Genomic DNA, 19,968 nt, shown 5'->3' on the forward strand with positions numbered 1-19,968 from the left:
TTATGCTTGAGCCGTTTGCGGTATTTTTCATCGCTAATTCTTATGCAGAAAAATCAGGAGCGCAACTTGAAACAGGAATCCAGTTAGTTAACCTGCATTCCTGCCGGGGGATGCAGGTTGTGTTTGTCCGCTGAATGAGCTGCATGGATGTATATTTTTTGGGGCCGTTTGACGTATGAAGCAGGTTGTCGGACACAGGTTCAGTTGCCGATGTATTTTTCATGCTGATTTTAATCAGGCTTTGGTGCTGTCCTCGGAGCTTAACCGGTGGAAAGGAAATCAGGGTTATTCTGGGGTACAATTGTTTTATATGCAAATTGCAGAACGATACTTCGAATATAACCTAGGCAAAAAACAGGAAAGGGGTATCCATGACGGCGTTAAAAAAATCATATTGATGTGATTGATGTGACTGATGTTATAAATCGTATAGTTAGGTATGTTTATGTTGCTAATGATAGACAACTATGATTCTTTTACTTATAACTTGGTGCAATATTTTGCCGAATTGGGTGAAGATGTGGCGGTTCATCGTAATGACCAGATTACTCTGGATCAGATCGAGATGCTTCAACCACAACATATCGTTATTTCGCCAGGACCGTGCACACCCAATGAGGCAGGAATTTCACTTGCCGTTATTCGGCATTTTGCGAACCGCATCCCTATCTTCGGGGTCTGTCTTGGTCATCAAAGTATCGGCCAATCATTCGGTGGTCATATAGTCCATGCCAGGCAATTGATGCACGGAAAGGTTTCAGCTATATATCATAATAATAGCAGCGTTTTTCGTGGGTTGCCCAGTCCTTTTACAGCTACCCGATACCATTCACTAGTGATTGAGCGTGCCACGCTGCCAGAGTGTCTGGAAGTCACTGCATGGACTGAGGATGGTGAAATCATGGGGATAAGTCACAGAACGATGGCAGTAGAAGGGGTGCAATTTCATCCAGAATCCATACTTACTGAGCATGGCTATAAAATACTTGCTAATTTTTTGCGTGGTAGTCGTTAATGGATTATTTTAGTGTCCTCCGTCGCCTGTGTAATCGAGAAGATTTATCGTACGATGACATGCAGGAATTGGTGCGGAATATCATGGGCGGAATGTTGACTCCTGCTCAAATTGCGGCTGCACTGGTTGCTCTGCATATGAAGGGGGAGAGTGTCACCGAAATTACTGCGGCTGCCCAGGTAATACGCAATCTTTCAGCCAAAGTGAAGGTGCATGATGTTGATCATTTGATCGATACCTGCGGGACAGGCGGCGACGGTGCACAGACCTTTAATATTTCTACTGCTTGTGCGCTTGTTGCAGCGGCGGTAGGGGCACGCGTGGCTAAGCATGGTGGACGTTCAGTTTCCAGTACCTGTGGGAGCGCCGATATTCTGGAGAAATTGGGCGTCAATGTTAATTTTACCCCACAACAAGTAGCGCGTTGTGTGCAGGAAATCGGGGTGGGTTTTATGTTTGCCCCCAATCATCATAGCGCGATGAAAAATGCGGCACCAGTGAGACGAGAACTTGGAGTGCGTACTTTATTTAATTTGTTGGGCCCTTTAACGAACCCAGCAGGCGCACAGAGTCAAGTCATGGGTGTTTTTCAGCGTGAATTGACAGGAAAGCTGGCACGAGTGCTTCAGCAACTGGGCAGCAGTCATGTTTTGGTGGTGCATGGCGCAGACGGTCTGGATGAAATTTCTATCAGCGGCCCTACTTATGTCGCGGAGCTGAAAAACGGAAATGTAACTGAATACATGGTGCGGCCCGAAGATTTTGGATTAAGGTCCGCCCCGCTGGATAGTATCCGTGTTGTGAATGCCGATGAGGCGCTTACTATTTTATTGTCTGTATTGGATAATCATCCGAGCGCCGCACGTGATATTGTGCAGCTAAATGCTGGAGCAGCTATTTATGTGGCAGGACTTGCTGCCAGTCTGCAAGAAGGGGTAAAAAAGGCTGGAGAGGCCATTGCCAGCGGTGCAGCAAAAAAGAAGTTGGAAGAGCTTGTCAGTTTTAAGTGTGCGGGAGAATAATGGCTCAAGGTTTTTCCAAATGCATATTTTTTATTTCGACTCAATTTTCCAGATTGGATACATTGAAAGTAGGTATTTCTTGAATTGAATCTGTTTTTACTTGATATGGTGTTGTGGCCCATCCATGTAATTGAGTTCAGCATTTGATGCTTCAAAATAATCGGCCAGGTTGTTTTAACATTAAGTTACATATAACGCTGAAGACTACTTGCTATTTAAATGTAATATTGTGTCAAGAACTTTAAGGGTGGCAATGAAGTCTGTAGATGATTTTCGCCTGAAACTTGGTGAGCATGAATTGGTTCCCCTTATAATAGGTGGAATGGGAGTCGATATTTCAACAGCAGAACTGGCGTTGGAAGCTGCCCGTCTTGGAGGTGTAGGGCATCTATCTGACGCTATGCTGCCAACTGTAACAGATAGACTTTTGCATACCAATTTTGTCAGGACAAAACTCAGGCAATATAAGAGCAATGTCGCGAATGCCGATAAATCCACAGTCCAATTTGATCTTGAACAGATTGCGGAATCGACACGTCTTCACGTGAGCAGGGCCATGGAAGCTAAGCGTGGTACGGGGATGATTTTTGTTAATTGTATGGAAAAGCTTACCATGAATGCACCGCGCGAGACATTGCGCGTACGTTTGCACGGGGCACTTTCTGCGGGTATAGATGGAATAACCTTGAGCGCAGGTTTGCATTTGGGATCATTTGCGTTGATGGAGGATCATCCTCGTTTTCGTGATGCCAAGCTAGGAATTATTGTCTCTTCATTAAGGGCGTTGCAGATTTTTTTGCGTAAAAATGCCAAGCTGAATCGTCTTCCTGACTATATTGTAATTGAGGGGCCATTAGCTGGCGGGCATCTTGGTTTTGGTATGGATTGGAACAAGTACGATCTAAGAGAAATTTGCAAAGAAATTTACCTTTATCTTCGGGCTGAAAATCTGGAGATTCCTATTATTCCGGCGGGTGGAATTTTTACTGGTAGCGATGCTGTTTCTTTTCTGGAAATGGGTGCAGCAGCGGTGCAAGTGGCAACGCGTTTTACGGTAACGCGTGAATGCGGTTTGCCGGAAAAAATTGTGCAGGAATATTTCAAGGCCAACGAGGAAGATATTGAGGTAAACATGATTTCGCCTACTGGTTATCCAATGCGAATGCTAAAAAAAAGTCCAGCCATTGGTGCAGGAATTCGTCCCAACTGTGAGGCTTATGGCTATTTGCTTGATGGTAACGGTAATTGTGCTTATATCACGGCATATAATCGTGAAGTAGCGGCACATCCCAATGCAAGAAAAATTTCTGTCATGGATAAAACATGTTTGTGTACGGCTATGCGTAATTTTGATTGTTGGACTTGCGGGCATAATACTTACCGGCTTAAGGATACTACACGCCGGCTTGCAGATGGAACATACCAGATGTTAACAGCAGAACATGTGTTCAAGGATTATCAGTTCAGCACGGATAACAGGATATCATTGCCAAATGTTCATCCCCAGTAAATTAATATATTAAGCCGTATAACACGAATACATTTCCATTTTATGGAAACAGGCTAATGACTTAATATGGGATGGCTGGTCATCTTTAATTTTTCTGTGCAGGCTCTTTGAGATCAAACATTTTGTTTAATGAAGTCTGATTAGTAAGCAAATCTGCAAGGGTGTAACGATTCAAAGTATCAAAAAAATTTTTTCGTGCGGTTGCAAGAACAGATTTGAGGGTGCACCCTGGTAACAGTGGACAGCTTTGATTGTTTGGATTAAAACACTCAACTAGGTTAATGTTTTCTTCCATGTCACGCACTACGGCTCCGATGTTGATCAACTGGGGTGAATGCGCCAATCGTATCCCTCCCCCTTTGCCTCGTGTGGTTTGAATATAGCCACGGTTTGCTAGTTGATGCACTACTTTTGTCAAATGGCTCTGTGAAATACCGTAACTTTCAGCAATTTCGCTGATGGTGGCCAGCCTGTCTTGTCGTGCACCTAAATAAATTAAGGTACGCAACGAATAATCAGTAAAGTGGGTAAATTGCATTTGTGGCTACATGTAAATGTTAAACTTTTAATTGAATCAGCGTATCATTTTAATCAGAATTGTGTTTGATTCCTAGAAGTAAATGGTTATGTAAGCTTGGATTTTTTCCTTGAAATAATTTGGGTTGCTCTTGATCTTAAAATTAGTCCTTTGGCGAAGACAGTTCCGCTTATGTGCCTGTGCATACAATCTGCAAGTGAAAAGACAAGGGTGTAATGTGAATACGTTAATTACTGTGCTTCTTCATAGATGGGGACATGCGAATTCGGTTGCACTATAGTAATACCTGATTTAGAGGTTTTGTAATGTCGTTTTGAATGAATGTGAAGGAGTTCAATTAATGGTGAGTTTGCAACCTCCGATTTGCAACTTTGGCTGGAAAGCCCCTGTATTTGATTTGCCGGGAGTAGATGGAAAACGCTATACCTTGGAAAATATTCGAGGTAGAAACGGACTGCTGGTAATGTTTATTTGTAATCATTGTCCGTATGTAAAATCAATCCGTGACCGAATCGTACGAGATACAGGGGAGTTGTTGCTTTATGGCATCAATAGTATTGCTATTATGTCGAATGATTCTGCCGAATATGAAGAAGATTCATTTGAGAATATGCAAAAAGTTGCACAGCAGTATGCTTTTCCATTTCCTTATGTATGGGATGAAACGCAGCAGATTGCGAAAAATTATGGAGCAGTTTGTACACCGGATTTTTTTGGGTTTAATGCGCATTTGGAGTTGCAATATCGCGGTCGCCTGGATTCCTCGCGTAAAGAAGCAGTAATGAATGCCCCCCGGGATCTATTTAACGCTATGGTACAAATCGCCCAAACTGGCAAGGGGCCGCTGGAGCAGATTGCCAGTATGGGGTGTTCCATAAAATGGAAAGAAGAGTAGCAAAAAACCCAAGTTTAGCAATGCAGTAAATGCAAAAAAAGTAAATGTTTTGGGGAAACCATGTGTACCAGTCCATGAAGCGAGCTTCTGGCTATATTAATCAAAATCCTGGATGGATCCGGCAGCGATTGGATAGTCTGCGTGTGTGGTTTGCATTGCATTGAATATTTTTGCTAACAATAAATTAACAATAATAGTGCCTTGACTACACAAGTGATTTGGCTGCCGCATAGACTTGGATCCACGGTTAGATCGGTTCCTGATTTATATAACCATAGTCCAGATATCTTCATATGGTATTTATGTGTGTGAATGGCAGAGGGTGACTAATATTGATGCACAAGCCTGTTATTTTGTTACTGGGCAAGAATGGCCAGGTCGGATTTGAGTTGCAAAAAATATTGCCGTGCCATGGTGTGATGTACGCATTTGGCAGGGAAGATTTTGATTTATCAGACTTGTCATATCTAAGAGAGGTTGTCCGAAATATATGCCCTGACGTGGTTGTGAATGCTTCCGCATATACTGCTGTGGATAAAGCTGAAAGTGAATCACAGGTAGCTTATGGCATAAATGCTGGCGTACCTGAACTTCTTGCAAAGGAGTTGGCAATATCAGGTGGATTATTGGTACATTATTCTACTGATTATGTATTCGACGGCTTGAAATCCGGGTGGTACACAGAATCTGACATTCCAAACCCGCAATCGGCCTATGGTAAAAGTAAATTTTCGGGGGAATGTCAAATAGCATTATCTGGATGCCGCTATTTGATATTTCGTACTAGTTGGGTGTTCGGTACGCATGGTGGAAATTTTGCCAAGACGATACTCCGGCTTGCGAAGGAACGAGAATGTCTCAATGTGGTTGCTGATCAGCATGGGGCTCCGACATCTGCATCTTTAGTTGCAGATGTCTCTTCACGAATACTTGCTCGATATTGGCAGGAATCTGATCGAGATTGTTTCCCCTATGGTGTTTACCATTTAACTGCAATAGGGGAGACAACCTGGTATGAATATGCGAAATTTGTCGTTGACTATGCTCGAAAAGAAGGTGTTGTTTTGCATCTGCAGCCAAGTGCGATTCAAGCGATAACAAGCAGCGATTATCCGGTTGCTGCGCAACGGCCAGTGAATTCCAGACTTGATTGTGGAAAACTTAGAAGAACGTTTGGATTGACTCTTCCAGACTGGCAAGTTGATATGGCATGTGTATTAAAGAAGATTATTTCCGATGAAGCATCCGTGAAAGGTTAAAATGCAACCTGACCGATTCCGGCAGTTTGCAGCCGGAATAAGAACATGGTTAAGCATTTTCGTGTTCCATAGTGCACAAGCACTATTTGATCACTTATTTTTCAGAACGTACCAGGCGCACGCGGTATCCTGCGCTATTGTGTTCTGACCCATAGTCCACATAGCCATAATCAAAATTAACCCCCCATGCGTAAGCAGGTTCATCCGGGGTAGGTGGAGCGGACCAGAAAGGGGAGCCGGGGGTACCCGGAAAGGCGTCCGTATCAATCGCAGGGTTGCATCGGCTGGAATCAACTATGCTTTGCAGCTCTTTCAGGCTAGGGAGTCGCCATGGCTTGCCGGTAATTTGGGCTTCTTTTTTTGCCCACCCTAATGCTTGATCCATGCTAAAAGCGGTTGCGGTTCCGCTACAGTCATTGGTCGTAATTGTCATGCCTTCTGCACAGCGTCGCCAGATCAGACCAGTAGTGTTGTCCGTGATTTCACTTCCGTCTGCTGAAATTACATATCGGGTCTGAGTTGCTGCAGGTGAATTGTCTGATCCAAGGGTAATTTCTTCTGATGGGTTTACGGAAATATGTGTCATAATTTTATCCATTGAATAAGTTCGAAAATTTCTTATCTGTACTGTTGAATCTGATAGTCACAATAAAATAAATTTGCAGTTAAGATATTATAGAGCCGATATTCGGGTTTTCTTGTCGGTAGCAAAGATTGCGCGTGGTTGGTGGAGATGGTAAATTTAAACAGTGATGAAGCGCGCAAAATAAATATTGGATAAACACAAAATGTAAGTGAGTACTTCACATATTCCATTTTTTTGGTTAGGATGTGCAGATATCTTCTGCAGCACGTCTACTACAACTTCAACCCGTAATACCACATTTCTTTGAAATATAATTTTCAAGAATCTAATAATTAGCCATTATAAAGCGAGAATCATTATGAGTGAACACATCCATTATGTCACCGATGCAACTTTTACTGCTGATGTCATGCAAGCGTCGCTCCCGGTACTGGTCGACTATTGGGCAGAATGGTGCGGTCCGTGCAGGAGTATTGCGCCAATACTGGAGGAAATTGCCAATGAATATGCTGGGCGAATGATCGTAGCCAAAATGAATGTTGATGAAAATCAGCAGACCCCACAGAAATATGGTATCCGTGGCATTCCTACGTTAATGTTGTTTAAAAACGGACAGGTGGAAGCAACCAAAGTCGGTGCATTATCGAAATCGCAGCTAATAACATTTATTGACAGTAATATTTAAACTATTTACTATTTAATTCAGCGGGTATTTTTTACCAAGTTCGTTATATTTACAATCCCTGACTTTATTCAAGAAAAAGCGTAATGCCTGCAGGTGGCATTTCCACGCAGACTGTAATACCTCCCTAAGAGACACCTTTAACTAGATCTTTAGTCATTTCACCTATCTATTTTTATATGCATTTATCCGATCTTAAGACTAAACACATCACCGAGCTGGTATGCATGGCAACGGCAAACCAGATTGATAATGCAAATCGCATGCGCAAACAGGATCTAATTTTTGCGTTACTGAAAAATCAGGCAAAAAAGGGTGAAAGCATATACGGGGAAGGTACGCTGGAGGTATTGCCTGATGGGTTTGGGTTTTTGCGTTCACCAGATATTTCATATTTGGCGGGGCCGGATGACATTTATGTGAGCCCAAGCCAGATTCGCCGTTTTAATTTGCATACTGGGGATTCAATTGAGGGAGAGATTCGTACACCCAAAGAAGGTGAGCGCTATGTTGCTCTAGTGAAAGTTGATAAGGTAAATTCCGAGGCCCCGGAAAACACGAAGAATAAGATCCTGTTTGAGAACCTGACCCCGTTATTCCCGACCAAGCAATTATCATTGGAAAGAGATATCCGTTCTGAGGAAAATATCACTGGCCGCATTATTGATATTGTTGCCCCAATTGGAAAGGGGCAGCGAGGGTTGCTGGTTGCATCGCCCAAGTCCGGGAAAACGGTGATGCTGCAGCATATCGCCCATTCCATTGCTGCGAACAATCCGGATGCACATTTGATAGTTTTGTTGATTGACGAGCGTCCGGAAGAAGTTACTGAAATGAGTCGAAGTGTACGTGGTGAGGTGGTTGCATCCACTTTTGATGAACCCGCTACGCGTCATGTTCAAGTTGCTGAAATGGTGCTGGAAAAAGCCAAGCGATTGGTTGAACATAAAAAAGATGTGGTTATCCTTCTGGATTCGATTACCAGATTAGCACGTGCCTATAATACGGTTGTACCCTCTTCTGGGAAGGTCCTGACTGGTGGGGTAGATGCTAATGCTCTGCAGCGTCCGAAACGTTTTTTTGGGGCGGCTCGTAATGTTGAAGAAGGTGGTTCTTTGACCATTATTGCAACGGCCTTGGTGGATACTGGTTCCAGAATGGATGATGTGATCTATGAAGAATTTAAGGGTACCGGCAATATGGAAATTCATCTTGACCGGCGCATGGCAGAAAAGAGAATTTATCCTGCAATTAATATTAATCGTTCCGGAACACGCAAAGAAGAATTGTTGATTAAGGCGGATATCCTTCAAAAAATTTGGGTGTTGAGAAAATTGCTTTATCCGATGGATGAGCTGGAGGCGATGGAGTTCTTATTGGACAAAATTAAGGCGACTAAAAATAATCCGGACTTCTTTGATTCGATGCGTCGTTGATGACCTAAAATAACTGGAATAAATAGTGGTCTGAACCAAATCTAAGAGGTATATCTGACATAATGTATCGAGAAGCGGGATGGAGTTGTTAAAAATATTGCTTCATGGGTATAGTCAACATTTTCATGGTAACAACAAACGTCAGATGAACGTCCATTAACGTTCATCAGGCCTGCTAAAGATTCTTTCTTTAGGGGAAGGAAAATTAACGTTAGGGCCATCTGTATCACATAAATTGCAACCCTTGCGCAGATTATCCTCCTCGCGCTCTAATTCTAGTGCATGCATTATTTTAGATGAATGGGTAGCCAGAATGACGGTTAGCCCGGGAAATTGTTCCTGTGCGATTTTCTTTAATTGAAGAATGAGTCTGTGTTGCCAGTCTTCGTGCAGATGTGCTTCTGGTTCATCAATTAATAAGAATGAGTTACGTGTCATGTATGCACCGAAGCGAACAAATAACTGAACCAGGTTTTTTTCTCCGCTGCTTAGCGCGTCGAGCCGATGTATGTTTCCATTGCGCATGACTGTAACTTCATGGGGTTCTTTGCGTACGCCATTTATGGATGTCCCGGTTCCGGAAAAAACACGATCATTAGCAAGTTTTACTGCTCGATCAAAACGGCCATCATCTAACCATTTCAACCAGACCAGCAGGTTGTCCAGGGAGTCACGCCAGTCCCCACTTTCAGAACCGAAAGAGTAGGAGGGAGCGTAATTCCACTCAAGAGGAGGGACAATGGCACGATATTGGTCAGGATCAACTGGTACAACATTACGATATGCTGAAAAATATAGCACTGTGGGCCAGTCCAGAATGCTTTCTTCAAAGCCCCCGACTTTTTCTCCTGTTGCTTCATCAATGCCCGATACAAAGCTTATAACCCATTTATCATCCAGGCCAATAGCAGACCAGGCATCTGTTTCATTCCGGCAAAAACCAAAACGGTGCCATTGGGTTGCTCCAACTTGATTCAAGGCTTCTTCATTCCATTGGCGCAGGCTACTGGTCATCTCTAGCTGACCAGCGAGTAAAGATAATACCGCGATGCGTTCATTGCCGTTTTCACTGTAATGAATGCGGATATCCAATTGGGTACGCCCCGGGCCATGATCAAGGGATTCCAGGCCAAAAGGCGAGTTGGGGTGGCGATTATGGGCTGAAGCCAGATCTTTCGGATTGGTAAATCCTGTCATTGCCATCAGTTTTGAAATTAATTCTAAAATGATAGTTTTGCCTCGGCCATTTTTAGAATGGAATACAAAAAAATTACAGGACTCGCCATTCGTATCTGTAAACTTGATTTCTTCCGGTTCAGTTTGAAATGGACCAATGCGATCTATGGTTAGCCACAGTGGGGTAAATTCGTATATTTGGAAGTCATTCATTTAGATTGTTTACTCCTCGTGGCAATGATCATGGCTTGTATCTGTCCAGACATGCATCAACAAAGCGTTAAAAATGTGCAGTCGGATGAATTATAATGGTCACCTTAAGAATTGATGACCACACAGATGTTTTATCCATCTGATTTTATTAAAAAATAGATGAACATTTTAATTCAGGGAAGATTATCCAGTCAAGGTTAAGGATGGAGTTGAGTAAAAAAATCTAAAGGGAGAGGAAATCCTGGACACACTTTTCTCTAATTCCATGTGCGGTTTTCTCGCAATAACTCGCTTCTGAGGCTATGCTAGTGTTTGGTGAATTGTAAGAATAATCAGGCAAGGCTTGAAATTTCTGTTATGAGCCCCATCTGTTTAGCAAATAATTCATACTTAAGGAGTAGTTATGCGATTCGACAAGTTTACAACTAAGCTGCAGCAGGCGTTGTCCGATGCGCAGAGTCTGGCTGTGGGAAATGATAATCAGTTTATTGAGCCACAGCATTTGCTGCTTGCATTGCTGAAAGATGCGGATAGTGGTGTGCCATCTTTGCTTACGCGTGCGGGGGGAAGTGTAGCTCCGTTAAAGGATGCTTTGATGCAAAGCCTGGAGCGTCTTGCTAAAGTGGAAGGGCATGGGGGCGAAGTTCAGGTTGGGCGTGATCTTGCCAGTATGCTTAATCTTGCCGATAAACAAGCGCAAATTCGTGGTGATCAGTTTATTGCATCTGAGATGTTTTTGTTGGCTTTAATGGAGGACAAGGGCGAATGCGGGCGAATGTTGAAGCAGCAAGGAGTTGTCCGGTCTGCTCTGGAGCGAGCTATAGATGCGGTGCGCGGTGGACAAAAAGTGGGGAGCCAGGATGCAGAGGGTCAACGTGAAGCATTGAAAAAATACACGCTAGATCTTACAGAGCGTGCCAAGCAAGGTAAGTTGGATCCGGTGATCGGACGCGATGACGAAATTCGTCGGTCGATCCAGGTGTTGCAACGCCGCACTAAGAATAACCCGGTTCTGATCGGCGAACCAGGCGTGGGTAAAACAGCTATTGTTGAAGGTTTGGCGCAGCGCATTATTAACGATGAGGTACCTGAATCCCTGAAGGGAAAAAGTGTGTTGTCTCTTGATATGGCCGCATTGCTTGCTGGCGCGAAATATCGGGGTGAATTTGAAGAGCGTTTAAAATCCGTGCTGAAGGAAATTGCCCTGGAGGAGGGGCGAGTTATATTGTTCATTGATGAGATTCATATCATGGTTGGTGCAGGGAAAACTGAAGGCGCCATGGATGCGAGCAATATGTTAAAACCAGCTTTGGCGCGTGGCGAGCTTCATTGTATTGGTGCGACCACTTTGGATGAGTACCGCAAATATATCGAAAAGGATGGTGCGCTGGAACGACGTTTCCAGAAGGTGTTAGTTGATGAACCGACTGTAGAGGCAACTATTGCTATTTTGCGTGGATTGCAAGAAAAATATGAATTGCACCATGGTGTAGAAATTACTGATCCTGCTATCGTGGCAGCGGCAGAGCTGTCCAACCGTTATATTACTGATCGTTTTTTGCCAGATAAAGCGATTGATCTGATAGACGAGGCCGCAGCGCGTATCAAGATGGAAATTGATTCCAAGCCGGAAGTGATGGACAGGCTTGATCGGCGTCTGATCCAGTTAAAAATTGAACATGAAGCGGTAAAAAAGGAAAAGGATGAGGCTTCGAAGAAGCGCATGCTACTTATTGAGGATGAGATTAACAAGCTGATGCGTGAATATGCCGATCTGGAAGAAATATGGAAAGCAGAAAAAGGTTCTGCCCATGGTATGGTCCAGGTTAAAGAAGAAATTGAGCGTATACGTGCAGAAATTGTTCGACTACAACGTGAAGGTAAATTGGACAAAGTAGCCGAGCTGCAATACGGAAAACTTCCCCAACTTGAGGCAAAACTGAAAGAGGCAAATCAGGCAGAAGTTGCAAGGCCCCAGAATCGCCTGTTACGTACACATGTGGGCGCGGAGGAAATAGCAGAGGTTGTTAGCCGTGCCACCGGCATTCCCGTCTCCAAGATGATGCATGGGGAGCGTGAAAAGCTTTTACAGATGGAAGCTAAATTACATGAACGTATCGTTGGCCAGGACGAGGCAGTGCGCTTGGTTTCAGATGCGATTCGTCGGTCGCGCTCAGGATTGGGAGACCCGAATCGCCCCTATGGATCATTTTTGTTTTTAGGTCCAACTGGGGTGGGTAAAACCGAGTTATGCAAGGCATTAGCCGGGTTTTTATTTGATTCAGAAGAACACCTTGTCCGCGTTGACATGAGCGAATATATGGAAAAGCACTCCGTGTCGCGGTTAATTGGCGCACCTCCAGGGTATGTGGGATATGAGGAAGGTGGAGGCCTAACCGAGGCCATTCGGCGCAAACCGTATTCCGTTATCTTGCTGGATGAAGTTGAAAAGGCTCATCCAGATGTATTTAATGTGCTTCTGCAAGTGCTTGATGATGGCCGCATGACTGACGGACAGGGACGTACTGTAGATTTCAAGAATACTGTTGTGGTCATGACTTCTAACCTGGGGAGTCAAATGATCCAGCAAATGTCGGGTGATGATTATCAGGTAATCAAATTGGCTGTGATGGGTGAGGTAAAAAATTATTTTCGTCCTGAATTTATTAACCGCATTGATGAAGTAGTGGTATTTCATGCGCTGGACGAGAAAAATATTAAAGCCATAGCGCGCATTCAGCTGAGTTATCTGGAAAAACGTCTGGCTGCAATGGATATGAATATAGAGGTTACCGATCGTGCTCTGGCGGAAATTGCCACTGCAGGATTTGATCCGATTTATGGAGCACGCCCCTTGAAACGGGCTATACAGTCGCAACTGGAGAACCCGCTTGCCAAGTTATTGTTAGAAGGTCGATTCGCTGCTGGGGATAATATCAGGGCTGATTGTGTTGGTGGTATTATAAAATTTGACAAAATTACATAAAATTTAATCTGGATGTTGTATTCTTTAAAATTACATAATCAGTAAAATATTTAGTCCAGCCTATTGTAGGCTGGACTAAATATTTTTGGCAACATCCATTTTAGATGCAACGGTTCTTATCAATTTGTTTTTATTGGTATAATCTTTGTTTCTTAATTGCAAAGAAGAATATCTGAATAGTAGTTTTCCCATATAATGTTGATGGATAATAATGCAGCCATCGTTTATGTGTTACGGCGCATGATGCATCAGGATGCGCTGTTTCTCACGATTTTGAAAAAACTTTGATGCCAAATTGTCGGCCTCATCTAGAAATTAAGTGGCATAAATGAACAATTCAATTTCAGCGTTACCTAAACAACCGGTCAAGGGTAGTATTGTTGCTATTGTGACCCCAATGCATGAAGACGGCAGCCTGGATCTGGATGCGTTTCGTGACTTGATTGATTTTCATATCATAGAGGGTACCGATGGCATAGTGGTGGTAGGTACGACCGGAGAGTCTCCGACTGTGAATGTTGCCGAACACGAGTTGCTGATTCAGGTCGCAGTGGAGCATGCTGCCGGACGCATTCCAGTGATTGCGGGAACCGGAGCGAATTCAACCCGGGAAGCGATTGAGCTGGCAGCTTTTTCAAAAAAAGCTGGTGCAGATGCTTCGCTAACCGTGGTGCCATACTACAATAAACCTACACAGGAGGGTTTGTACCTGCACTTTAAAGCAATTGCGGAGGCAGTGGATATGCCTCATATTCTTTACAATGTTCCAGGGCGCACATGTATGGACATGAATAATGATACTGTGCTGCGCTTGGCACAGATTCCCAACATTGTTGGCATCAAGGATGCGACCGGTAACATTGAGCGTGGGAGTGACCTCTTGCAGCGAGCACCGAAAGATTTTTCGGTTTACAGCGGTGATGATGCAAGTGCACTATCATTGATACTACTAGGAGCCCACGGAACAATCTCGGTTACTGCTAATGTGGCGCCAAGGCTAATGCATGAGATGTGCCAAGCCGCAATGAATGGAGAAGTATCCAAGGCGCGTGGGTTAAATTTCCGTCTTCTGGGATTGCATAGAAATTTATTTATTGAGGCTAATCCTATACCAGTTAAATGGGCTTTGTTTTCTATGGGGAAAATAAAGAATGTTTTGAGATTACCGCTTACACCATTATCGGATGTGGCTCAGGGGATAGTAGATCATGCAATGCGCCAAGCGGGTGCGGTTAATTAAGTTTGATCCATTTTTGTTGTTTTTCAATTTTATAGCTTAGTTCTAAGTGGCGGCAGAATATCAATTTTGTAGCCCGGTTTTATTATCCCTCGGATTAACGTGTAGATATTTTTATATTAGGTTCCGATGATTGAACTAAAGGTGACTAATTGTTTCAAATTATATATGAGACCATTGAATGTAAATGTATTGATTCTTTTATTGTTGGTATTGGTTGGGTGCAGCTCCATTGGAATTGAAAAGCAGCGGATTAACTATAAATCTGGCGCGACAAAAGTATCAACTTTAGAGGTTCCGCCGGATTTGACGGTTCCTGTAACCAAAAATCAGCATATTATTCCGGAAAAAAACGGCGAGTCGGTGGCAAATTTCTCGGATTATCTTAAAGGCGGCCAAGGGATACAAAGTGGCTTGGGTTCTATAGTGTTGCCAGAAATTCAAAATGTTCAATTAGAGCGCAGTGGTAATCAGCGATGGCTGGCAGTAACCGGGAAAGTAGAGCATATATGGCCGTTGGTGAAAGAATTCTGGCAGGAGCAAGGATTTAACATTAAATCAGATAATCCTGTGGCAGGTATCATTGAAACAGACTGGGCAGAAAGACAGGCGAATGTTCAAGAAAAGGGCTTGATTAAATTAATTGGCAAGGTTTTTGAACAACTGCACTCATCTGGCGAGCAAGATATGTATCGTACCCGTTTAGAACGGAGCAAGGATGGTTCCAGTATTGAGATTTATATTAGTCATCGTGGTATGGAAGAGGTCCAACAAGCAGATAAGAAAGGTTTTCAATGGAGACCGCGGCCGAATGATCCGGAGCTGGAAGCCAGTATGATGCAACTTTTGATGATTAAGCTTGGAGGCGAGGGCAAAGCTGATGTCAAGGCAGATCAAAAACATAAGTCGTCAAATTTGACAGGAAAGTCATCTTCTTTGCAGGGGGGACTTAATATGCCCAAATTGCAAAAGATAGATGGAAATGATGTCATCACATTAAACGAGCCCTTTGATAAAAGTTGGCGTAAGGTCGGGCTGGCACTGGATCAGGCGGGTATTCAAGTACAGGATAAAGACAGAGATAAGGGTATTTATTATATAAATGCGGATAATACAGGTGGCGTAAAAGAAAAAAACTGGTTTAGTCGAATTATGTTTTGGCGGAATGAGAATGGCAGTAATTCTGTTAAGAACTCGGAGGAAAAGATACCACGTTATCGTGTGATGGTACGTGAAAATAATGCTGGGAGTGAAGTGGGGGTACGAAATCAGCAAGACGGAAAGGACCAAGCAACGCAACGCATCGTCGAAGCACTATATAATCAATTGGTTAAATAATATTTGGAGCTAAGATATCCGGTGTGTGGGATGATGAATGTTTTAAAGTGTAGTTTAAGTTAAGCTTTAAATGCATGGAGGTTGGCCATGCAATTGGACTAAGAGTGCCGGTTTTGGCCGGCAATATGTATAGTGTAATTTTACTATTTATTATCAGCCTTAAAACAAAAGCCGATTTAAAATCGGCTTTTGTTTATTGTCATGCAAGAAAAAATGATTACTTATTCATTGCATTATTTTGCAGCATCAGCAGGAGCACTAGCAGCGTCAGCAGCTGGTGCAGGCGATTCAGCAGCTGGCGCAGGTGACTCAGCAGCTGGTGCAGGCGACTCAGCAGCTGGTGCAGGCGACTCAGCAGCTGGTGGAGTTTCAACGGGTTGAGTTGCAGGCTTCTCACCGCAAGCAGTCAAGGATAAGGCCAGTAAAGCAGCTATCAGAGAAAAATGTTTCATTATTATTTTCCTTCACAAAATAAAATTTAATTTACATTCAAAAAGTTACAGATTGCCACAACGCTAGCTAATATGTTAGCTAAGACTAGGCATTATATGATACTTAATTTATTAATTCTAGCATTTATTTTAACGATTAAGCAATACTATGATTTTTTTATGATGGACAGTAGGCCTATAACAATTATAGAGTGGGGTGTGAATTATTTCATATTTTTAAAAGGATGTCATTATTTCACTTGTAATTCAAATTGCATACTTGATTGAGGGTGTTTTTAAAATGGGCCAGGGAAAACATAACCGTTTTGGTACCAAATATAAAGTAGTTCCAGTGTTTCTTGCGATAAGGCTGTGCGGGAATTAAGTCTGCGCACATCGGCAAGAGCCCGCAATTCCCGGTATGCAGGTTTGTCGACGGCATGAGCCATTCCGTTCATGTATATTATGTTGCCATGACATAGCATTTGTGTTTTCAGGGCCAATTGAATGCCATCGGTTAGGATGGCTTGCTCGAATTCGGAATGGTCAAGAGGTTCTTCAGGAGGATCGAAAAAGATATTCGATTTGGGTTCGCTTAAATAGCTGCCCAGGAAATGAGTCATGTCATTTTTGTTCCATTTTATGCGCTGGATAATCATTTCAACTTGGCGGAGCATGTCAGAGCTAATTTCTGATGGGTGGGGTTGAATTTTTAGATCTGGATCTGAATATATGCCGTCTAGACAAATTTTATCTTGTAAGTACACCAGAAATTGTTCTGCAAGCTCCTGATGAGTGGGGGCACGGAAACCTATGGAATAGGTCATGCAGTCATTCTCAGCAATGCCATTATGTGCGTAATGCGGGGGTAAATAGAGCATATCACCAGATTCCAGTATCCAGTCATGCTCCATATGAAAATTCTGTAGAATTTTCAATGGTGCGCCATTTACTAGTTTATAATCCTTTTGCGCAGAAATTTGCCAATGACGTTTGCCAAGGCCTTGCAATAAAAAAACGTCATAGGAATCGAAATGCGGACCCACTCCCCCTCCCTTTGGAGCATAACTTATCATCAAGTCGTCCATACGGGCGTGTGGAATAAAATCAAATAATTGTAATAATGTAGCTGCTGAATGCAAATGGTGATTTACTCCTTGTACTAGTACTGTCCAATTGTGTTTACGCAGGTGATCAAATTTTTTTGGTTTAAATGGCCCGTGATGCACTTCCCATTGGTCATTCCGTTGAATTACGAGCCGAGACTGGATATCTTCAGTGCAGGCAAGAGCAATTAACTCCCGTGGATCAAGTAATCCTTGGAATTGTGGAACAGCCTGTCGGACGAGCAAGGGCTTTTTTTGCCAGTAGTCGCGCAGAAATTGATGTTTGGATAGCTCGCCTAATAAACTGGAACTGGTTTTCATATTTAAATATTGTCAGAGCATTAAAACTGGTGATCCATTGATCGTGTGTATGCGGGTATTTATAAATCAACAAGGCTGATGCTGGGTAATGATGCTAAATGTTGGGAAAATGTATCTGTAAGCTATAGCCGGAAAAACATTAAGAGAATGACCCTCTTTAATTTAAAGGGCATCGTATAAATTTGCAAATTGATAATGACATTTCTGTTTTGATTTTCTGCATAGTGGCGGTAGAAGTTAAATTAGGTTAATGACGGTTGAATTGTTTGTGGGTAAGTGTAAATTAAAATATTCGAATATGTGAGAGATTTCAGGCTGTAACTATGGAAAAAATACATCGAAAAATGAAATTCTTAAGGAATATTTAATTAATGCTACTCACGCTTTCAGCTTTTCAAAATGAAATGATGAAGTGCGCCATGCTTTGAAAAAGCACTGCTAAGGCTGATATGATTTTTAACAAGGGGGTGAAATGAAAATCGCAAAAGATACAGTAGTGTCCATGCGCTACGAAATATTTGATGTGGATGGGAGTTTGTTGGATAAAACAGAGGAGCCCATTAGTTATTTGCATGGTGGCTACGATGGTATATTTCCGACCGTGGAAGAGGCTTTGCAGGGTAAAGAGGTGGGGGCGTGCCTTAATGTCAGAATTAAACCGGAAGATGCATTCGGGGAATATGAGCATGACCTGGTGCGAGTAGAGCCACGGAATCTGTTTCCGGAAGAAATCACAATTGGTATGCAGTTTGAAGGAGGGGTTGAAGACGGAGATGAAGAAGATTATTCCTTGTATACTGTTGTGGATATAACCGATGAAGAGGTGACGGTGGATGGAAACCATCCGCTTGCTGGGAAAATTCTAGATTTTGTTGGGGTTGTTACGGATGTGCGTGCCGCAACACCTGAGGAACTTGAACATGGACATTCTCATGATGCAAGCGGACATCATCATTAAAGTGACAGTGTTCAGTCTGCCGCAAATCCCTTTTCTTTCATGCGTGACTTGAATTCGGGATGAGAAATTATTTTGATGGCTGTGCCTGCAAATAATTTAGGTGGGGTTAAAGTATGCGTGTTGTGGCGCGGTTTTGTAATGGAAAAATTGTACTCCAGCTGGAGTCGTTCGTGCGGTAATCCCTCCATTCTTCAAGAAGAATCTAAATAGATTGGAAGAGCCGAAAGTCGAAGCAAAGTGAGCAGAGCCAGTTTTGTTTCGGGGCGATGCTACCGATGTCTAGCGGGGGGGGGGCTCCATGACTAAATGACTATAGCATTGGGTAGCGAATTTCTGCATCCCTGCGATTGTGTAAAACAGATGATGTGTTAGCCAGGTAAATGCTGATGGTCTTCTGTTTTGTTGCCCGTAGGGTCAAATTGCATTGGTTAAGGTGGTCTGGCCACTTTCTTAATAATGCCTCGGCAATGATTTTTGTCTTCAGGTGCCGGTTGTTTGCTTTGAGTACTTATATATGTATATGGTTATCAAGAGCATCCATGCCGTCAAGCTTGTTTCATCAGTGAAGGATTAACGCTGAACCTGCCTTATCCTATGCATACTTCCGGCATCGGGCAGTCAGCCTCTACCTGCTTTAAAAATTCAAATGAGCTGGATTCCAAAGAATCTGAACCGTAAATTTGCATCTATCAAAATTATTTTTGGAGTTGAGTTTCAAGGGTGTGGAGGATTTACCAATGTAATTGGGATGCACTATGGGTGAGATAAATCTTCCGTTGAAAAGTCCTTTTGACAAGTGGGAGAGAATGCAGGATAATGTCTCGTTGTGTCAGGAGGGATTCCCGAGCGGTCAAAGGGATCAGACTGTAAATCTGACGGCTCAGCCTTCGAAGGTTCGAATCCTTCTCCCTCCACCATAAAATTTTGTCTTCTAAAATAGAACAATTGCATTAAGACTTGCCGCGCCTGCTTGCGGGGCTGCGATAATTGCCTGGTCAGATGCCATTTTAGGTGGTAAAGCTTGCGGGTGTAGCTCAATGGTAGAGCAGAAGTTTTCCAAACTTACGACGAGGGTTCGATCCCCTTCACCCGCTCCAGTTTGATTTGGCCCATGTGGCTCAGTGGCAGAGCACTCCCTTGGTAAGGGAGAGGTCGCGGGTCCGATTCCCGCCATGGGCACCAATGGTTTTAGTGAAATTCTGTAAATCTTTTGTTAATTCGGTGTTGATGAGGAAAAATCATGGCAAAGAGTAAATTTG

General features: G+C 43.1%; 16 protein-coding genes and 3 tRNA genes. 15 read left to right on the forward strand and 4 right to left on the reverse strand.

What is annotated here, in order from left to right; genetic code table 11:
* Nucleotides 1-445 precede the first annotated feature (445 nt).
* The 3 genes from KJA68_RS07525 (at nt 446) to KJA68_RS07535 (ending at nt 3,547) form a co-directional block, all read left to right on the forward strand.
* The gene (locus KJA68_RS07525) at nt 446-1,015 is read left to right on the forward strand and encodes an anthranilate synthase component II (protein WP_213036324.1); all 570 of its coding nucleotides are present in this window, start codon (nt 446-448) and stop codon (nt 1,013-1,015) included.
* Complete coding sequence (gene trpD, locus KJA68_RS07530) at nt 1,015-2,037, forward strand: anthranilate phosphoribosyltransferase (RefSeq protein ID WP_213036325.1); 1,023 nt, start codon at nt 1,015-1,017, stop codon at nt 2,035-2,037. The genes KJA68_RS07525 and trpD overlap by 1 nt, the downstream gene beginning before the upstream one ends.
* Nucleotides 2,038-2,290: 253 nt before the next feature.
* On the forward strand, nt 2,291-3,547 hold the full coding sequence (locus KJA68_RS07535) for a nitronate monooxygenase (RefSeq protein ID WP_213036326.1): 1,257 nt from the start codon (nt 2,291-2,293) through the stop codon (nt 3,545-3,547).
* An 85-nt stretch (nt 3,548-3,632) separates the two neighbouring features.
* On the opposite strand, the gene KJA68_RS07540 is transcribed toward KJA68_RS07535, so the two are convergent.
* A complete protein-coding gene (locus KJA68_RS07540; protein WP_213036327.1) occupies nt 3,633-4,085 on the reverse strand; it encodes an Rrf2 family transcriptional regulator in 453 nt (150 codons plus the stop codon).
* 340 nt (nt 4,086-4,425) lie between these two features.
* Between KJA68_RS07540 and KJA68_RS07545 the strand changes: the two genes are divergently transcribed.
* Nucleotides 4,426-4,980 carry a thioredoxin family protein gene (locus tag KJA68_RS07545; RefSeq protein ID WP_213036349.1) on the forward strand — a complete coding sequence of 185 codons (555 nt, stop codon included), beginning with the start codon at nt 4,426-4,428 and terminating at the stop codon, nt 4,978-4,980.
* A gap of 335 nt (nt 4,981-5,315) precedes the next feature.
* Nucleotides 5,316-6,239 carry a dTDP-4-dehydrorhamnose reductase gene (rfbD, locus tag KJA68_RS07550; protein ID WP_213036350.1) on the forward strand — a complete coding sequence of 308 codons (924 nt, stop codon included), beginning with the start codon at nt 5,316-5,318 and terminating at the stop codon, nt 6,237-6,239.
* Nucleotides 6,240-6,333: 94 nt separating this feature from the next.
* On the opposite strand, the gene KJA68_RS07555 is transcribed toward rfbD, so the two are convergent.
* Nucleotides 6,334-6,825, reverse strand: a complete 492-nt coding sequence (locus KJA68_RS07555; protein ID WP_213036328.1) for an Lcl C-terminal domain-containing protein — start codon at nt 6,823-6,825, stop codon at nt 6,334-6,336.
* A gap of 358 nt (nt 6,826-7,183) precedes the next feature.
* On the opposite strand from KJA68_RS07555, the gene trxA reads away from it, so the two are divergent.
* Together trxA and rho are read left to right on the forward strand one after the other, a co-directional pair.
* Complete coding sequence (gene trxA, locus KJA68_RS07560; RefSeq protein WP_213036329.1) at nt 7,184-7,510, forward strand: thioredoxin TrxA; 327 nt, start codon at nt 7,184-7,186, stop codon at nt 7,508-7,510.
* Between the two features lie 176 nt (nt 7,511-7,686).
* Entirely contained in the window at nt 7,687-8,943 is a 1,257-nt protein-coding gene (gene rho, locus KJA68_RS07565) for a transcription termination factor Rho (protein ID WP_213036330.1), read from the forward strand.
* Between the two features lie 156 nt (nt 8,944-9,099).
* Here rho and KJA68_RS07570 read toward each other — a convergent pair whose 3' ends face one another.
* On the reverse strand, nt 9,100-10,332 hold the full coding sequence (locus KJA68_RS07570; RefSeq protein ID WP_420887635.1) for an AAA family ATPase: 1,233 nt from the start codon (nt 10,330-10,332) through the stop codon (nt 9,100-9,102).
* A 403-nt stretch (nt 10,333-10,735) separates the two neighbouring features.
* Here KJA68_RS07570 and clpB point away from each other — a divergent pair, with 403 nt between their 5' ends.
* The 4 genes from clpB to KJA68_RS11040 all read left to right on the forward strand — a co-directional run bounded on the left by clpB (nt 10,736) and on the right by KJA68_RS11040 (nt 16,368).
* On the forward strand, nt 10,736-13,318 hold the full coding sequence (gene clpB / locus KJA68_RS07575) for an ATP-dependent chaperone ClpB (protein WP_213036332.1): 2,583 nt from the start codon (nt 10,736-10,738) through the stop codon (nt 13,316-13,318).
* A gap of 328 nt (nt 13,319-13,646) precedes the next feature.
* On the forward strand, nt 13,647-14,558 hold the full coding sequence (gene dapA / locus KJA68_RS07580; protein WP_213036333.1) for a 4-hydroxy-tetrahydrodipicolinate synthase: 912 nt from the start codon (nt 13,647-13,649) through the stop codon (nt 14,556-14,558).
* A gap of 165 nt (nt 14,559-14,723) precedes the next feature.
* Nucleotides 14,724-15,893, forward strand: a complete 1,170-nt coding sequence (gene bamC, locus KJA68_RS07585; RefSeq protein WP_213036334.1) for an outer membrane protein assembly factor BamC — start codon at nt 14,724-14,726, stop codon at nt 15,891-15,893.
* Nucleotides 15,894-16,170: 277 nt separating this feature from the next.
* Entirely contained in the window at nt 16,171-16,368 is a 198-nt protein-coding gene (locus tag KJA68_RS11040; RefSeq protein WP_213036335.1) for a hypothetical protein, read from the forward strand.
* Nucleotides 16,369-16,620: 252 nt separating this feature from the next.
* Here the strand turns inward: KJA68_RS11040 and KJA68_RS07595 are convergent, their stop codons facing one another.
* Nucleotides 16,621-17,751 carry a cupin domain-containing protein gene (locus KJA68_RS07595; RefSeq protein WP_213036336.1) on the reverse strand — a complete coding sequence of 377 codons (1,131 nt, stop codon included), beginning with the start codon at nt 17,749-17,751 and terminating at the stop codon, nt 16,621-16,623.
* A gap of 472 nt (nt 17,752-18,223) precedes the next feature.
* Between KJA68_RS07595 and KJA68_RS07600 the strand changes: the two genes are divergently transcribed.
* The 4 genes from KJA68_RS07600 to KJA68_RS07615 all read left to right on the forward strand — a co-directional run bounded on the left by KJA68_RS07600 (nt 18,224) and on the right by KJA68_RS07615 (nt 19,891).
* Nucleotides 18,224-18,709 carry an FKBP-type peptidyl-prolyl cis-trans isomerase gene (locus KJA68_RS07600; protein WP_213036337.1) on the forward strand — a complete coding sequence of 162 codons (486 nt, stop codon included), beginning with the start codon at nt 18,224-18,226 and terminating at the stop codon, nt 18,707-18,709.
* 832 nt (nt 18,710-19,541) lie between these two features.
* Nucleotides 19,542-19,626: transfer RNA gene (locus tag KJA68_RS07605), tRNA-Tyr, on the forward strand.
* A 106-nt stretch (nt 19,627-19,732) separates the two neighbouring features.
* Nucleotides 19,733-19,806: transfer RNA gene (locus KJA68_RS07610), tRNA-Gly, on the forward strand.
* A 10-nt stretch (nt 19,807-19,816) separates the two neighbouring features.
* Nucleotides 19,817-19,891 (forward strand) — tRNA-Thr (locus KJA68_RS07615).
* Nucleotides 19,892-19,968: the final 77 nt, after the last annotated feature.

This window comes from Candidatus Nitrotoga fabula, from assembly GCF_905221025.1.
In the GTDB taxonomy this organism is placed as follows: Bacteria; Pseudomonadota; Gammaproteobacteria; order Burkholderiales; family Gallionellaceae; genus Nitrotoga; species Nitrotoga fabula.

Coding starts and splice junctions, on each gene's coding strand:
- dapA (WP_213036333.1), top strand. CDS start 13,647: ATGAACAATTCAATTTCAGCGTTACCTAAACAACCGGTCAAGGGTAGT.
- KJA68_RS07570 (WP_420887635.1), bottom strand. CDS start 10,332: ATGAATGACTTCCAAATATACGAATTTACCCCACTGTGGCTAACCATA.
- bamC (WP_213036334.1), top strand. CDS start 14,724: ATGAGACCATTGAATGTAAATGTATTGATTCTTTTATTGTTGGTATTG.
- KJA68_RS07545 (WP_213036349.1), top strand. CDS start 4,426: ATGGTGAGTTTGCAACCTCCGATTTGCAACTTTGGCTGGAAAGCCCCT.
- clpB (WP_213036332.1), top strand. CDS start 10,736: ATGCGATTCGACAAGTTTACAACTAAGCTGCAGCAGGCGTTGTCCGAT.
- KJA68_RS07555 (WP_213036328.1), bottom strand. CDS start 6,825: ATGACACATATTTCCGTAAACCCATCAGAAGAAATTACCCTTGGATCA.
- KJA68_RS07535 (WP_213036326.1), top strand. CDS start 2,291: ATGAAGTCTGTAGATGATTTTCGCCTGAAACTTGGTGAGCATGAATTG.
- KJA68_RS07525 (WP_213036324.1), top strand. CDS start 446: ATGTTGCTAATGATAGACAACTATGATTCTTTTACTTATAACTTGGTG.
- trxA (WP_213036329.1), top strand. CDS start 7,184: ATGAGTGAACACATCCATTATGTCACCGATGCAACTTTTACTGCTGAT.
- KJA68_RS07540 (WP_213036327.1), bottom strand. CDS start 4,085: ATGCAATTTACCCACTTTACTGATTATTCGTTGCGTACCTTAATTTAT.
- trpD (WP_213036325.1), top strand. CDS start 1,015: ATGGATTATTTTAGTGTCCTCCGTCGCCTGTGTAATCGAGAAGATTTA.
- KJA68_RS07595 (WP_213036336.1), bottom strand. CDS start 17,751: ATGAAAACCAGTTCCAGTTTATTAGGCGAGCTATCCAAACATCAATTT.
- KJA68_RS07600 (WP_213036337.1), top strand. CDS start 18,224: ATGAAAATCGCAAAAGATACAGTAGTGTCCATGCGCTACGAAATATTT.
- rho (WP_213036330.1), top strand. CDS start 7,687: ATGCATTTATCCGATCTTAAGACTAAACACATCACCGAGCTGGTATGC.
- rfbD (WP_213036350.1), top strand. CDS start 5,316: ATGCACAAGCCTGTTATTTTGTTACTGGGCAAGAATGGCCAGGTCGGA.